Annotated in this window: 15 protein-coding genes and 1 pseudogene; 11 read left to right on the top strand and 5 right to left on the bottom strand. The window is 65.1% G+C overall.

Annotation, left to right across the window (positions count from 1 at the left end; genetic code table 11):
• On the bottom strand, positions 1 to 633 hold a 633-nt coding region (locus JQC81_RS07395; RefSeq protein WP_203271174.1), incomplete at its 3' end, for an MFS transporter.
• 174 nt (positions 634 to 807) lie between these two features.
• On the opposite strand from JQC81_RS07395, the gene guaB reads away from it, so the two are divergent.
• Together guaB and JQC81_RS07405 are read left to right on the top strand one after the other, a co-directional pair.
• Positions 808 to 2,301 (top strand): IMP dehydrogenase, encoded by a 1,494-nt coding sequence (gene guaB, locus JQC81_RS07400; RefSeq protein ID WP_203271175.1) that lies wholly within the window; start codon positions 808 to 810, stop codon positions 2,299 to 2,301.
• Between the two features lie 21 nt (positions 2,302 to 2,322).
• Positions 2,323 to 2,754, top strand: a complete 432-nt coding sequence (locus JQC81_RS07405; protein ID WP_203271176.1) for an MAPEG family protein — start codon at positions 2,323 to 2,325, stop codon at positions 2,752 to 2,754.
• A 41-nt stretch (positions 2,755 to 2,795) separates the two neighbouring features.
• Here JQC81_RS07405 and JQC81_RS07410 read toward each other — a convergent pair whose 3' ends face one another.
• A complete protein-coding gene (locus tag JQC81_RS07410; RefSeq protein WP_203271177.1) occupies positions 2,796 to 2,945 on the bottom strand; it encodes a hypothetical protein in 150 nt (49 codons plus the stop codon).
• A gap of 122 nt (positions 2,946 to 3,067) precedes the next feature.
• Between JQC81_RS07410 and JQC81_RS07415 the strand changes: the two genes are divergently transcribed.
• The 6 genes and pseudogenes from JQC81_RS07415 to JQC81_RS07435 all read left to right on the top strand — a co-directional run bounded on the left by JQC81_RS07415 (position 3,068) and on the right by JQC81_RS07435 (position 7,916).
• Positions 3,068 to 4,366 (top strand): RsmB/NOP family class I SAM-dependent RNA methyltransferase, encoded by a 1,299-nt coding sequence (locus JQC81_RS07415; protein WP_203271178.1) that lies wholly within the window; start codon positions 3,068 to 3,070, stop codon positions 4,364 to 4,366.
• 238 nt (positions 4,367 to 4,604) lie between these two features.
• Complete coding sequence (locus tag JQC81_RS34115; protein WP_210347098.1) at positions 4,605 to 5,120, top strand: calcium-binding protein; 516 nt, start codon at positions 4,605 to 4,607, stop codon at positions 5,118 to 5,120.
• A 12-nt stretch (positions 5,121 to 5,132) separates the two neighbouring features.
• A pseudogene (locus JQC81_RS33795) lies at positions 5,133 to 5,432 on the top strand (hypothetical protein); the annotation flags it as partial.
• A complete protein-coding gene (locus JQC81_RS33800) occupies positions 5,427 to 5,825 on the top strand; it encodes a calcium-binding protein (protein ID WP_281400241.1) in 399 nt (132 codons plus the stop codon). The pseudogene JQC81_RS33795 and the gene JQC81_RS33800, both read left to right, overlap by 6 nt.
• A 183-nt stretch (positions 5,826 to 6,008) precedes the next feature.
• Complete coding sequence (guaA, locus tag JQC81_RS07430; RefSeq protein WP_203271180.1) at positions 6,009 to 7,565, top strand: glutamine-hydrolyzing GMP synthase; 1,557 nt, start codon at positions 6,009 to 6,011, stop codon at positions 7,563 to 7,565.
• 3 nt (positions 7,566 to 7,568) lie between these two features.
• The gene (locus JQC81_RS07435; protein WP_203271181.1) at positions 7,569 to 7,916 is read left to right on the top strand and encodes an ArsC family reductase; all 348 of its coding nucleotides are present in this window, start codon (positions 7,569 to 7,571) and stop codon (positions 7,914 to 7,916) included.
• 465 nt (positions 7,917 to 8,381) lie between these two features.
• On the opposite strand, the gene JQC81_RS07440 is transcribed toward JQC81_RS07435, so the two are convergent.
• Together JQC81_RS07440 and JQC81_RS07445 are read right to left on the bottom strand one after the other, a co-directional pair.
• Positions 8,382 to 10,274 (bottom strand): TRAP transporter large permease, encoded by a 1,893-nt coding sequence (locus JQC81_RS07440; RefSeq protein WP_203271182.1) that lies wholly within the window; start codon positions 10,272 to 10,274, stop codon positions 8,382 to 8,384.
• Between the two features lie 39 nt (positions 10,275 to 10,313).
• Positions 10,314 to 10,940, bottom strand: a complete 627-nt coding sequence (locus tag JQC81_RS07445; protein WP_203271183.1) for a TRAP transporter small permease subunit — start codon at positions 10,938 to 10,940, stop codon at positions 10,314 to 10,316.
• Positions 10,941 to 11,238: 298 nt separating this feature from the next.
• On the opposite strand from JQC81_RS07445, the gene JQC81_RS07450 reads away from it, so the two are divergent.
• The 3 genes from JQC81_RS07450 (at position 11,239) to der (ending at position 13,966) form a co-directional block, all read left to right on the top strand.
• Positions 11,239 to 11,829: an NnrU family protein gene (locus JQC81_RS07450; RefSeq protein ID WP_203271184.1), complete on the top strand. Its 591-nt coding sequence runs from the start codon at positions 11,239 to 11,241 to the stop codon at positions 11,827 to 11,829.
• Between the two features lie 102 nt (positions 11,830 to 11,931).
• The gene (locus JQC81_RS07455; RefSeq protein WP_203271185.1) at positions 11,932 to 12,606 is read left to right on the top strand and encodes a tetratricopeptide repeat protein; all 675 of its coding nucleotides are present in this window, start codon (positions 11,932 to 11,934) and stop codon (positions 12,604 to 12,606) included.
• Between the two features lie 13 nt (positions 12,607 to 12,619).
• Positions 12,620 to 13,966 (top strand): ribosome biogenesis GTPase Der, encoded by a 1,347-nt coding sequence (gene der, locus JQC81_RS07460; RefSeq protein WP_203271186.1) that lies wholly within the window; start codon positions 12,620 to 12,622, stop codon positions 13,964 to 13,966.
• Positions 13,967 to 14,090: 124 nt separating this feature from the next.
• Here der and JQC81_RS07465 read toward each other — a convergent pair whose 3' ends face one another.
• Positions 14,091 to 15,020: a DMT family transporter gene (locus JQC81_RS07465; protein WP_203271187.1), complete on the bottom strand. Its 930-nt coding sequence runs from the start codon at positions 15,018 to 15,020 to the stop codon at positions 14,091 to 14,093.
• Positions 15,021 to 15,037: the final 17 nt, after the last annotated feature.

Raw genomic sequence — 15,037 nt, forward strand, 5'->3', positions numbered from 1 at the left:
GAAGCCGAGCATCAGCAGGGAGAATCCCACCCCGGTGAGCAGGAAGCCGATGAAGTCGAGCGGCGGGGTATCGTCCTGCTTGATGTTCGGCACGAACATCAAGGCGCACACGATCCCGAGAATCCCGATCGGGATGTTGATGAAGAAGATCCAGCGCCAGTGGAAATACTCGGTGATGAAGCCCCCGAGCGGCGGCCCGATGATGGGGCCGATCAGGGCCGGAATCGTCAGGGTCGCAAGCGCCTGCACCACCTCGCTGCGGGCGACGCTGCGCAGGAGCACGAGGCGCCCCACGGGCACCATCATGGCCCCGCCGGCGCCCTGAACGAAGCGGGAGAACACGAAGCCCTCGAGGGAATTGGCCCAGGCGCAGGCCAACGAGCCCGCCATGAACACGCCGATGGCGGCGGTGAAGATCGTCCGGGCTCCGTACTTGTCCGCCATCCAGCCCGAGATCGGGATGAAGATCGCGAGGCTCACCAGATAGGAGGTCAGGGCCAGCTTGAGGGCGATGGGGGCGGTTCCCAGATCCTGCGCGATCATCGGCAGCGACGTGGAGATCACGGTCGAATCCATGTTCTCCATGAACAGGGCCGTCGCGATGATCAGCGGGAGAAGGCGGGATTGACGCATGACCGCCGGACATAGCGCTGTGTAACCCCGATGCAAAGGGCAAACAGGCGCATTGCAGATCTTCTGGGGATGCGCCTCTCAACCCTTTGCGAAAATGAAACGTCGTGCTACGGACCCGTGCCAACTCGCCAAAGCGTTATTGTCTCATCCGCGCAGCTATCCAAGGAGTTGGCCATGGCCTCTGTTTTCGCCGATAAGATCATCGAGGGACTGACCTTCGATGACGTGCTGCTCAGGCCTGGGCGCTCCGAAGTTCTGCCCAGCGACGTGGATGTGGCCACCAAGCTCACCAAGACCATCCGCCTCAACATGCCGATCATCGCCTCCGCCATGGACACCGTGACGGAAGCCCGCATGGCCATCGCCATGGCCCAGAACGGCGGCCTCGGCGTGATCCACCGCAATCTCGAGCCTGAGGCCCAGGCCGAGCAGGTGCGCCTCGTGAAGCGTTACGAATCCGGCATGGTGATGAACCCCATCACCATCCACCCCGACGAAACCCTGGCCGATGCCCTATCGATGATGAAGCATCACGGCATCTCGGGCATCCCGGTCGTCGAGCGCGGCCCCGGCGGTGCCAAGGGCAAGCTCGTGGGCATCCTCACCAACCGCGACGTGCGCTTTGCCAGCAATCCGGGCCAGAAGGTCTCGGAACTCATGACCAAGGACCGACTGATCACGGTTCGTGAGGGCGTGAGCCAGGACGAGGCCCGCCACCTCCTGCACCAGTTCCGCATCGAGAAGCTCCTGGTCGTCGACGATCATTTCCGCTGCATCGGCCTGATCACCGTGAAAGACATCGAGAAGCAGGTGGCCTATCCGAACGCCGCCAAGGATTCTCAAGGTCGCCTTCTGGTCGCCGCCGCCACCACCACGGGCGAGCAAGGCTTCGAGCGCGCCGAGCGCCTCATCGACGCAGGCTGCGACGTGGTGGTGGTCGACACCGCCCACGGACATTCCGTGAAGGTGCTGGAGAGCGTCACCCGGGTGAAGAAGCTTTCCAATGCCGTTCAGGTCATCGCCGGCAACGTGGCGACCCGTGAGGGCGCCCAGGCGCTGATCGATGCCGGCGCGGACGCGATCAAGGTCGGTATCGGGCCGGGCTCCATATGCACCACCCGCATCGTGGCGGGCGTGGGCGTGCCCCAGCTCACCGCCATCATGGAGGCCGTCGAGGCGGCAGCGCAGGCCGACATTCCGGTGATCGCCGACGGCGGCATCAAGTTCTCGGGCGACCTCGCCAAGGCTCTCGCCGCCGGCGCCTCCTGCGCCATGGTGGGCTCGCTGCTCGCCGGCACGGACGAAACCCCCGGCGAGGTGTTCCTCTACCAGGGCCGCTCCTACAAGTCCTATCGCGGCATGGGCTCAGTGGGCGCCATGGCGCGCGGCTCGGCCGACCGCTATTTCCAGGCCGAGGTGCGCGACACCCTCAAACTCGTGCCGGAGGGCATCGAAGGGCAGGTGGCTTATAAGGGACCCGTTGCGGGGGTGCTGCACCAGCTCACCGGCGGCCTTCGTGCCTCCATGGGCTATGTGGGCGCCGCGACCCTGCCGGAATTCCGCGAGAAGGCGCAGTTCATCCGCATCACCTCCGCGGGCCTGCGCGAGAGCCACGTCCACGACGTGACGATCACCCGGGAAAGCCCTAACTATCCCACCCGCAGCTAAGCTTCAGTTGAGTTCCCGCCCATGAGCATCTCCGCCGTCATCCTGCCCGTCCTCGTCCAGGTCGGGCTTACCCTCATCCTGCTGTTCTGGATGGGCCGAACCCGGGTCGGCCATCTTCGTAAGGGTGAGGTGAAGGTGAGGGATATTGCGCTGGGCGAGCGCAACTGGCCTGCCCAAGTGACGCAGATACAGAACGCGTATCACAACCAGTTCGAGCTGCCGGTGCTGTTCTATGCCCTGGTGGCCCTGGTGCTGATCACCCGGCAGGCCGACATGATCTTCGTGGTGATGGCTTGGATGTTCGTGGCAAGCCGCCTGGTTCACGCGGCCATCCACACCACCTCCAACAAGATCTCCCGACGCTTCATGGCTTTCGTGGTCGGGGTGCTGATCCTGGCGGCCATGTGGGTGATCTTCGGAGTCCGCATCTTTGCGGCGGAGGCCGGCGTTTAAGTAGAGACGGGATGGGCGCTGCGCCCATCCCGCTCAAACGATTAGTAACGACGGCCGCTCTCGAGCTGGGTCTTGGCGTCGAGCTGCTTCATAGGAGGCGGGGTCAGGTCGGCGGCCGGGGCCGTGGCACAGGCGGCGATGGCGAGGGTCAGGCCGACGGCGACGAGGCCGCGGGTCAGTCGGGTCAACATGGAAAGTGGCTCCAAAAGAGGAATCGTGCGGAACGCACGCGCCTCACCATCCACTCTCGATGAGGACGGAAAATAGGAAACAATGTGTCGCTTCTGCGGCCAAGCTCGAGTGTGCTTTTCTCATGACACCTGCCGCCCGCATCTCCGCCGCCATCGAGGTTCTGGCCGATATCGAGGCCCGGCGCCGTCCGGCAACGGACGCCCTCAAGGATTGGGGCCTGTCGCACCGCTTCGCCGGCTCCAAGGACCGTGCCGCCATCGCGAGCCTCGTCTACGATGCCCTGCGCCGGAAGGCCTCCGCCGGCTGGATCATGGGCGACAACGCTCCTCGGGCTGTGGTCCTCGGCATGCTGCGGCTGCAGCGCGGCCTCGACGTCGATGCCATCGCGGCGCTCTGCTCAGGCGAGCGCTTTGCGCCGGGGCCGCTCTCAGACACTGAGCGCGAGCGGCTGGACCAGGCCGACCTCTCCGGCGCCCCCGCCCATGTGGCCGGCGATTTTCCTGATTGGATCGAGCCCTCGCTCCAGAGGCTCCTCGGCGACGAACTCGTGCCCGAGATGCAGGCGCTCGCCACCCGTGCGCCCCTGGACCTGCGGGTGAACACCCTCAAGGTCTCCTCCCGCGACGAGGCGCATGATGCCCTGCCGCATCTGGGCGCTGTCGAGACGCCGCTGTCGCCTTACGGTTTGCGGATCATGCCGGGCGAGGACGGACGCGGTCCCGCCGTGCAGTCGGAGCCTGAGTTCCTGAAAGGCTGGATCGAGATCCAGGACGAGGGCTCGCAGCTCGTGGCGCTGCTCGCCGATGCCAAGCCCGGCGAACAGGTGGTGGATCTCTGCGCAGGCGGCGGCGGCAAGACCCTGGCGCTCGCGGCCATGATGGAGAACCACGGCCAGATCTACGCCACCGACAACGACGCCCGCCGTCTCGCGCCGATCCACGACCGCCTGACCCGGGCTGGCGTCCGCAACGTCCAGGTCCGCACGCCGAGGGCCAGGGCCGATGCGGTGTCCGATCTCGACGGGCGGATCGACTGCGTTCTCGTGGACGCGCCCTGCACGGGCGTGGGCACCTGGCGGCGAAACCCGGATGCGAAATGGCGCCTCAGGCCCGGCAGCCTGGAGGTTCGGCGCAAGGAGCAGGCAACGGTGCTCGACCGGGCGGCAGGCCTCGTGAAGCCCGGCGGCCGCATCGTCTACATCACATGCTCGATCCTGCCCGAGGAGAACGACGACGCGCTGTCAGGTTTCCTGGAGCGTCACGAGGGCTTCACGCCGGTCTCCCATGAGGAGCTGCTGGGCAAGTCCGAGCTCGGCTTCCTCAAGAACGCCACCCTCCGGACCGCCTATGGGCTCCAGCTGACGCCGCAGCAGACCAGCACCGACGGCTTCTTCGTCGCCGTGCTCCGGCGGAAACCCTGAAGGCCCATTTTCTCCAGAGTTAATCCCGAAGAGATTGAGGGCAGGCTGAAATCATAGGCTTTTGGTCTGCGATCCTCATTGACCAGGAATGCAAGCGAAAGCATTCGTGGCGTCCTTTGAAAATATTCCGCATGCCCAATGTGCTTAGACATTAAGAGTTGTTGCCGGTCTCCCAAACAAATCTAAGCTCGCGGCAATAAACATACAGGGAGGGGGCGGCTGCCAAAGGAGAATAACAGTGGCGGTACGCACAGGCACAAATCGCGGCGATGCATTGAGAGGAACAAGGGCGAGCGATACCCTCATCGGCCTTGCAGGAGACGACACCATCGTCGGCGGTCGGGGGAATGACATTCTGAATGGCGGATTGGGCGACGATCTTCTGCGCGGTGGGCCAGGGCGTGACCGTCTCATCGGCGGGCTGGGCGACGACTGGGCGGATTACCGGGATGCGAATGCGCCCGTCACGGCGAGCCTCGCAAACCGGGCGATCAACCGGGGCGAAGCCGCAGGCGACTCGTATCTGTCCATCGAGCGTCTGCGCGGCGGGCGGTTCGACGATACGCTCATCGGCAACTCCCGCGACAACGTGCTCGAGGGCGTCACCGGCGCCGATATCCTCAACGGCCGCGGCGGCTTCGATTTCGCCCGCTACAAGTCGGCTCTTGAGGGTGTCACGGCGAGCCTTGCGGATCCGACCATCAACACGGGCCATGCAACCGGCGACACGTACATCTCCATCGAAGGGCTCTAGGGCAGCGATTTCAACGATGTGCTGGTGGGCGATGGCGGCGCCAATGTTCTGGTCGGCGGCCGGGGTGCAGATGCCCTCGACGGCCGGGACGGATTTGACACCGTCCGATATGACATTGGCAATTTCGGCAATCGCGGGGTCACGGCGAACCTTGCCGATGCGACCGGGAACACCGGGACGGCCGCGGGCGACACCTACACGTCCATCGAGGGGCTCGTCGGCACCCGCTTTGCCGATCGGCTGACAGGTGACGACGCCGCCAACAGGCTCCAGGGGCAGGCCGGCAACGACAGGCTCAACGGCGGATTGGGCAACGACACGATCATCGCCGGTTCCGGCAACGACCGCCTGAACGGCGGCTACGGCAACGATCGCCTCAACGGGGAGTCGGGACGTGACATCTTTATCTTCGACACAGCCCTGAATGCTGCGGAGAACGTCGACACCATCCGCAGATTTTCGATCAAGAACGACACGATCCGCCTCGACGATGCGATCTTTACTGCGCTTGCAACGGGCACGCTCGCCGCTTCCGCTTTCTACAGGGGGGCGGGGGCTCACGACGCCGACGACAGGATCATCCATAACCGGTCGTCGGGAGCCGTGTACTACGACCCGGACGGAACGGGCGAGCAGGCGCAGGTCCAGTTCGCCCGGGTCGATCCCCGGCTGAACCTGAAGAACCTGGACTTCTTCGTGTTCTAGGGCGGCCGATCTCCGCCCTATGAGATCCATCCCCTCGACCGGACTGTCCGGTCGAGGGGTTCATGCATTCGGAAGGGGCCGGGTCTGCGAGGTGGAGGACTCAAAAGGCATGACATCCGGGCCGATATGAGGGTAAAGCACGGGGGCTTCCAGCTCCTCCCTCAAGGGCCCACGCGAGAGACCATGACCCAGACCCACGACAAGATCCTGATCATCGATTTCGGCTCTCAGGTGACCCAGCTCATCGCCCGGCGCGTGCGCGAGGATGGGGTCTATTCCGAGGTCGTGCCGTTCCAGAAGGCCGCGGAAGCGATCCGGACCATGAAGCCCAAGGGCGTGATCCTCTCGGGCGGACCGGAATCGGTCACCACGGACGCGTCCCCCAGGGCTCCGAAGGAGGTCTTCGAGACGGGTCTTCCGGTCTTCGGCATCTGCTACGGCCAGCAGACCATGGCGGCGCAGCTCGGCGGCGAGGTTGAGGGCGGGCACCATTCGGAGTTCGGCCGCGCCGAGATCGAGGTTCTCACCGAGAGCCCGATCTTCCAGGGCGTCTGGCAGGTCGGCAAGAAATATCCCGTGTGGATGAGCCACGGCGACCGGGTGACCAAGCTCCCCGAGGGCTTCGAGGTTCTGGCCGCCTCCGAGAACGCACCCTTCGCAGTGGTGGCCGACGAGGCGCACAAGTTTTACGGCGTGCAGTTCCACCCGGAGGTGGTGCACACCCCTCAAGGGGCGCAGCTCATCCGCAACTTCGTGCGCGACATCGCCGGCTGCCGGGGCGACTGGACCATGAAGGCCTTCCGCGAGGAGGCCATCGAGCGCATCCGCGCCCAGGTGGGCCAAGGTCGGGTGATCTGCGGCCTCTCCGGCGGCGTGGACTCGGCGGTGGCGGCGGTGCTGATCCACGAGGCTATCGGTGACCAACTCACCTGCGTGTTCGTGGACCACGGCCTGCTGCGCGCCTCGGAAGCCGAGCAGGTGGTGACGCTCTTCCGCGACCATTACAACATCCCACTGGTCCACGTGCAGGCGCAGGACCTGTTCATCGGCGCGCTGGAAGGCGTGTCCGACCCGGAGGTGAAGCGCAAGACCATCGGAAAACTCTTCATCGACGTGTTCGACGAGGAGGCCAAGAAGATCGGCGGCGCCGATTTCCTGGCGCAAGGAACGCTCTACCCGGACGTGATTGAGAGTGTGTCCTTCACGGGCGGTCCTTCCGTCACCATCAAGAGCCACCACAATGTGGGCGGTCTTCCTGAGCGCATGAAGATGAAGCTCGTGGAGCCCCTGCGCGAGCTGTTCAAGGACGAGGTGCGCGTGCTCGGCCGCGAGCTCGGTCTGCCCGATGCCTTCGTGGGCCGCCACCCGTTCCCCGGTCCGGGCCTCGCCATCCGCGTGCCGGGCGAGATCACCCGCGAGAAGCTCGACATCCTGCGCAAGGCCGATGCGATCTATCTCGAAGAGATCCGCAATGCCGGCCTCTATGACGAGATCTGGCAGGCCTTCGCCGTGCTGCTGCCGGTCAAGACCGTGGGCGTCATGGGCGACGCGCGCACCTACGACCATGTCTGTGCCCTGCGCGCCGTCACCTCCATTGACGGCATGACGGCGGATTTCTACCCCTTCGACATGACCTTCCTCGGCCGGGTCGCCACCCGCATCATCAACGAGGTGAAGGGCATCAACCGCGTCACCTACGACATCACCTCAAAGCCGCCCGGCACGATTGAGTGGGAGTAACCGATGCCGGCGACGCTCTACGGCATCAGGAACTGCGACACGATGAAGAAGGCCCGCGCCTGGCTCGACGCCAGGGGCGTGGCTTACGCGTTCCACGACTACAAGGCCGAAGGCTTCGACAGGGCGCGGCTTGAGGCTTGGGCGCAGCGCGTCGGCTGGGAGACGCTGCTCAATCGGGCCGGAACCACCTTCCGCAAGCTGCCTGAGGGTGACCGCGCAAATCTTGATGAGAGCCGAGCGCTGGCGCTCATGCTCGACCAACCCTCCATGATCAAGCGCCCGGTGCTCGACCGCGACGGGCGCATTCTCGTTGGCTTCAAGCCGGAGATGTATGAGGCGGCTTTTGGCTAAGGGACGCTTTCAGTCCCAAGTTCTCCCGTCATGCCCGGCCTCGTGCCGGGCATCCACGTTTTAGGACCGCAAAATAATTCGACCTCATCCTGAGGAGCCGCTGAAAGCGGCGTCTCGAAGGAGATTCCAGAGAGCACTGGATCCTCCTTCGAGACGCAGACTGACGTCTGCTCCTCAGGAAGAGGTTGAGTGGAAGAGAAAGACGGGGATGGCCGGGACAAGCCCGGCCATGACGGAGTGTGTGTCATCCCGGGGCCGCGCAGCGGAGCCCGGGATCCATAAACACTGACGGTGCAGGAGTGAACGAGACGCGGATCGCCTCTTCTTGAGAGGTCGCGGCTATGGATCCCCGCCTGCGCGGGGATAACAGTAAGAGCGCTTCAACAGCGGCTGAGAAACTTTTGTCAGGTCAAAGAAAAGGCGGGCCGCAAAGCCCGCCTTTGTCTTATCTCGCATAAACCGCCGTTACTGAATTTTCGGCGGCTCGTCGAAGTTCAGGCCTGGGAGGCCGCCCGGATCGCCGGGGGCTCCGAGGCCGGGAACGAGAAGCTGGTCGAGCTTCTGCTGCACGGCCGCCGGATCGACCACGGGGCCGGCCGACTTGTAGTGCGTGACGATGCCCGGGAAGAGAACCACGATGGCCACCATGATGAGCTGGATGATCACGAAGGGGATCGAGCCCCAGTAGATCTGGCCCGTGGTCACCGGCTCCATGCGCTTGCCCGTGACCTTGTCGATATACGGCACCTTGGGGGCCACCGAGCGAAGGAAGAACAGCGCAAAACCGAAGGGCGGGTGCATGAACGAGGTCTGCATGTTCACGCCCATCATGACGCCGAACCAGATCAGGTCGATGCCCAGCTTCTCGGCCGCGGGCCCGAGCAGTGGGATCACGATGAAGGCCAGCTCGAAGAAGTCGAGGAAGAAGGCCAGCAGGAACACCATGATGTTGACCACGATCAGGAAGCCCACCTGACCGCCCGGGAGCGAGGTCAGCAGGTGCTCGACCCAGATGTGCCCGTTCACGCCGTAGAAGGTGAGCGAGAACACGCGGGCGCCGATCAGGATGAAGAGCACGAAGGCCGAGAGCTTCGCGGTCGATTCCGTGGCCTGGCGCACGATGGTGAAGTTGAAGCGGTTCGGGTTGTTGTCGAGCCTGCGCTTGACAGCAGCCAGGATCACCGCCCCGAGGGCACCCATCGCGCCACCCTCGGTCGGGGTGGCGAGGCCGATGAAGATGGTGCCGAGCACGAGGAAGATGAGCAGCAGCGGCGGCACCATGACGAAGGTGGTCTGCTGCGCGATGTTGGACATGAGACGAAGGCCGGTGAAGCGCTCGACGGCGCCGACGATGAGCGCATAGACCGCGCCTGCGATCACCATTTCCAGCGTGAGGGCCAGATTCTCGTAGCCCTGATTGCTCAGGACCACATAGGCGCCGACAAGCAGCACGGTGAGCAGGGCGGAAATCGCGATCCGCTTGGCGCCGAGCACCCGGTTCATGAGGGCGCAGATGAGCGCCACCACGGTTCCGACGCAGATCGTCAGGATGACGAAGTCCGCACCTGCGCGGGTGTTGGTCTGCGACAGGATGTAGTAGCCCACGAGGCCCGAGAAGAGCACGAGAACGCCGAGCTGCCACACGCCGCGCGAGCCGTTGGGTTCGCGGAAGCCGATCGCTTCCAGCGGCAGGCCGGGCGCGGCCTTCGGGTTGATCATCGAGGCCAGGAAGATGTAACCGGCATAAAGGCTCGACAGAATCAGGCCCGGCAGGAACGCGCCCTCGTACATGTCGCCCACCGAGCGGCCGAGCTGGTCGGCCATCACGATGAGAACCAGCGAGGGCGGGATGATCTGCGCGAGCGTGCCCGAGGCCGCGATGATGCCGGTCGCGAGGCGCCGGTCATAGCCGTAGCGCAGCATGATCGGCAGGGAGATGAGGCCCATGGAGATCACCGAGGCCGCGACCACGCCCGTGGTGGCGGCGAGCAGCGCGCCCACGAACACCACCGCGTAGGCGAGGCCGCCGCGCAGCGGCCCGAAGAGCTGGCCGATGGTGTCGAGCAGGTCCTCGGCCATGCCGGAGCGTTCGAGGATCAGCCCCATGAAGGTGAAGAACGGGATCGCCAGCAGCACCTCGTTCGACATGGTGCCGTAGACGCGGTCCGGCAGGGCCTGGAGCAAGGGCCAGGACAGGTTGATGGTCTCGGGCGCGAGGGGCGCGAGCTCCACCGCGATGAAGAAGAACAGCAGGCCGTTGGCCGCAAGCGCGAACGCGACCGGGTAGCCGAGGAGGAGGAAGATCACCAGCGCGCCGAACATAATCGGTGCGAGGTTCTGGGCAATGAAGGCAGCCATGGACGAGAGACTCCGGAATTCAGATCGGGGCGAGGGGCGTCAGCGGACGCCGTCGCCCGGGGGCTCGCCGCCCCTGGCGATGTTCGGGTCGGCCATCTCGGCGATCAGCCGCTGAGCCTCCGCCTCGGGGCTGTGATGGCCCGCGTGATCGTGCTCATCGACCAACTGGCCGTTCATGATCGCCACGCGCTTGATGAGCTCGCTCAGCCACTGGAAGGCGAGCGAGATGAAACCCAAGAGGATCAGTCCCTTGGCGGGCCAGATCAGCAGGCCGCCCGCATTGGAGGAAACCTCGCCGGAGCGGTAGGAATTGAGGAAGTAGGGGAAGCACAGGTAGAGCATCAGCGCCAGGAACGGCAGCAGGAAGAACAGGTGGCCGATCAGGTCGATCGTGTCGCGCCCGCGCTTCGAGAGCTTGTTCGACAGGATGTCGATGCGGATGTGCTCGTTGACCTTCAGGGTCCAGGCGGCGCAGAGCATGAACACGGCGCCGAACAGGTACCATTGCAGCTCGAGCCAGGCATTGGACGAGACGCCGAAGAGGCGCCGGATGATGGCATTGATGGCCGAGACCAGGATGGCCACCACGATGGCCCAGGCGGCCACCTTGCCAATGCGTTCGTTGATCGAGTCGATGACACGGGATAGCCCGAGAAGTGCCGTCACCTGTCTCCCCCTTGGAACTTGTTGATTGAATGCGTGCGGCCTAGCTACCGGAGTCGGGCCGGCCCTGCTAGGCCGCTTTCGTCCAATGCAAGGATTTGACGGGTCAGTAGCGGGGAAATTTTCGTGCGGCAAGGGCCGGGGGTGTTAAAAGTTTAGGCAGCCCAAGGCTTTGAGGACGAACGGAAACTTGCAGCCTGCGATCTTTAGGCATTTTTACTTCCCGAGCGCTCTTCCCAAAGGCTACGGTTGGTTTATTGCAAAGGGGCTGGCGAAAAGTTCCCATTCCTGGAGGCTCTCCGTGACGCTGCTCGTTCTCGGCCTTGTGCTCTTTCTCGGCACCCATTCCTTCAGCATGGCGCGAGGGCAAAGGGCTGCCATCATCGGCCGGATCGGCGAGGGCCCCTTCAAGGGGCTGTATTCCCTCCTGTCGCTCGCCGGCATCGTCCTGGTCTCCATCGGCTATGGGCAGTACCGGGCAGGCGGCTACATCCCGGTCTGCGACCCGCCGGTCTGGACCCGGCACCTGTCGCTGCTTCTCGTCCTGATCGCCTTCATCTGCTTCGTGGCCGCCTATCTGCCCGGCCATATCAAGGCTCGGCTCAAGCACCCCATGCTGGCGGGCGTGAAGATCTGGGCCTTCGCGCACCTGATCGCCAACGGGGACCTCGGATCGATCCTGCTCTTCGGCTCCTTCCTCGTCTGGGCGGTGCTCGCCCGCATCAGCGTCAAGCGCCGGGACGTGGCGGCCCAGCATGGCGGCACGGCGGCGCCTGCAGGCTGGCGCAACGACATTCTGGCCGTCGCGATCGGCGTGGTCGTGTATCTCGCCTTCGTGTTCTGGCTCCATCCCTGGCTGATCGGCGTATCCGTCCTGCCCACAAGGGCGTGAAAGCTGGAGGGCATGAAACCTCTCGCCTTGGGCAGGGGTGTATGCTAGGCGACCCCCTTCGGATTTTTGGAGGCGGCCGCTTAAGGCCGCGTGAGAGACACGATGGCTCAGAACGACGAGTTCATTCGCGAAGTCGATGAGGAATACCGCCGCGACCAGCTCGCCAAGGTCTGGGAGCGCTACAACGGCATCATCATTGCGGTGGTCGTTCTGATCGTGGCCGGCGTCGGCGGCTGGCGCTTCTGGGAGTACCGGCAGCAGAACCTCGCCCAGGAGGCGGCTGTGCGCTACGAGGAGGCGCTGCGCCTGTCCTCCGAGGACAAGGGCCAGGAGGCGCAAGGCGCCTTCGAGAACGTCGTGAAGCAGGATTCCGGCACGGGCTACGCCATGCTGGCGCGCTTCCGCCTCGCTGCCGAACTCGGCAAGCAGAACGCGGAGAATGGCGCCTCGGCCTACGATGCGCTCGCAAACGACTCCGCCGTGCCGGCGCTCTGGAAGGATCTCGCGCGTGTTCGCGCCGCGTGGCTGCGCCTCGACACCGCCGAGCCCGCCGCCCTGCGCCAGGCCATCGAGCCGCTCGCGGCGCCTACCAATGCCTGGCGTCATTCCGCAAGGGAACTCTTGGGGCTATCCGGTCTTAAGGCCGGTGACATGGATTATGCCGGCCGCTGGTTCGACCAGATCGCCGCCGACCGCGAGACGCCCTCCGCCCTGAGGCAGCGCCTTGCCGTCTACACGGCTCTTGTGGCGGGTGGTCCGGTTCAGGTGACGCAGTAGGATAGGACAAGACATGACGCCCACCGTCGCCATTGTCGGGCGGCCGAATGTCGGCAAATCGACTCTGTTCAACCGTCTCGTCGGCAAGAAGCTGGCGCTCGTGGACGACCGCCCGGGCGTGACCCGCGACCGCCGCGAGGGCGAAGCGCGCCTCGGCGATCTCGAATTCCGCATCATCGACACGGCGGGCCTTGAGGAGGCGACGGAGGAGTCGCTCCTCGGCCGCATGCGCGCCCAGACCGAAGCTGCCATAGTGGACGCCGACGTGATCCTCTTCGTGATCGACGCCCGCGTGGGGATTCTCCCCGCCGACCGGCCCTTTGCCGAGATGGTGCGCCGCTCAGGCAAGCCCGTGATCCTCATCGCCAACAAGGCCGAGGGAGCCGGCGGCATGGCAGGCGCCTACGAGGCTTTCGGGCTGGGCTTAGGTGATCCGGTGCCGCTCTCCGCCGAGCACGGCGAGGGCATGGCCGACCTGTTCGAGGCCCTGATGCCTCACTTCCCCCATCCCGACGAGGTGGAGGACGAGGACGACCCGAACAAGCCCCTGCAGGTGGCCATCGTCGGGCGCCCTAATGCGGGCAAGTCCACCCTCATCAACCGTATGGTGGGTGAGGACCGCATGCTCACCGGCCCCGAGGCCGGCATCACCCGCGATTCCATCTCGCTCGATTGGGAGTGGCGTGGGAAGTCGATCAAGCTTTTCGACACCGCAGGCATCAGGAAGCGCGCCCGCGTCGAAGACAAGCTCGAAAAGCTTTCCGTGGCCGATGCGCTGCGCGCCGTGCGCTTCGCCGAGGTCGTGGTCATCCTGCTCGACGCCACGATCCCGTTCGAGAAGCAGGACCTGACCATCATCGACCTGGTGGAGCAGGAGGGCCGGGCCCTCGTGATCGGCCTCAACAAATGGGATCTCGTGGCCGACCAGAAGGGCCTGCTCGCCGACCTGAAGGAGAAGGCCACCCGCCTCCTGCCGCAGGTGCGCGGCGCTCCGGTCGTTCCCCTGTCGGGCCTCGCCGGCAGCGGCATCGATCCGCTCATGAAGGCGGTGCTGCACGTCTATGAGAAGTGGAACACCCGCATCTCGACCGCGCGGCTCAACCAATGGCTCTCCGAGGCCATCGATGCCAACCCGCCGCCTGCCGTGTCAGGCCGCCGGATCAAGATCCGCTACATGACGCAGATCAAGTCGCGCCCGCCGCACTTCGCCATCTTCGGCAACCAGCTCGATGCCCTGCCGAAGAGCTACACCCGCTACCTCGTCAACGGCATCCGCGAAGCTTTCGACCTGCCGGGCACGCCCATCCGCGTGTCCCTGCGCATGGGCTCGAACCCGTTCGACAAGGACAAGCGCGGGTAGGGCGAGCCGCGTCGTGTCATCCCCGGCGGCTGTGAGGCCGGGAAGTGGATCCACTCACACGCATTGCGCTAGGGATTCCCTTCCCCTCCGCGGACGCTCCGGCCGGGAATGACACCCTCCATCCTCATGGCCGGACTTGTTCCGGCCATCCACGTCTTGCGTCGTCTCCCGCCAGAGCTTGCCCCCGCGGCTCCGAGGCAAACCGCTTCGCTCCCGCTACGCAGCCGATCACCACAACGTTGACGGCGACCATGCTCCAACTGACAGCCTCGTTGAGAAGCACAGCTGCCAGCATGAGCCCGAAGAAGGGCTGGAGCAGCTGGAGCTGCGACACGCCTGCGATTCCGCCGAGCGCCAGGCCGCGATACCAGAACACGAAGCCGATCAGCATGGAGAACAGGGACACGTAGGCGAGCGAAAGCCATGCCGGCGTGCCGATGCCGCTCCATGAGGCGGGGAGGTTGAGCAGCATCAGGCCGGCGGTCAGCGGCAGGGAGAGAACGAGCGCCCAGGAGATCACCTGCCAACCGCCCAGGCGGCGCGAGAGCTTCGCGCCCTCCGCATAGCCGAGGCCGCAGGCCACGACGGCGCCGATCATGAGAAGACTGCCGACCGGGGAGGCGGAGCCTCCCTGGAGCAGGGCAAAGCCCGCCACCAAGGTGCCCCCGAGCCCTGAGAAGATCCAGAACGCGGTCCTCGGCCGCTCGCCGCCGCGCAGGATGCCGAAGATCGCTGTTGCCAGCGGCAGCAGGCCGACGAAGCAGATGGACTGGGCCGATGTGATGTGCTGCAACGCGAGCGCCGTCAGCAACGGAAAGCCGACCACCACGCCCAGCGACACGATGGCGAGCGGCAGGAGATCGCTTCGCGCTGGCCGCTTCTCGCGGAGCAGCAGGAGCAGGGCCATTCCTAAAAGGCCGGCGATCGTGGCCCGGGCCAGGGTCAGGAACAGCGGATCGATGTTGAGCACGGCGATGCGGGTTGCCGGCAGCGAACCGCTGAAGATCAGCACCCCGAGAAAACCGTTGATCCACCCTTCCGTCGTCCTGTCCATGCGCATCCTCCGCCGCT

The organism is Microvirga arabica (assembly GCF_016811235.1).
Taxonomy (GTDB): Bacteria; Pseudomonadota; Alphaproteobacteria; order Rhizobiales; family Beijerinckiaceae; genus Microvirga; species Microvirga arabica.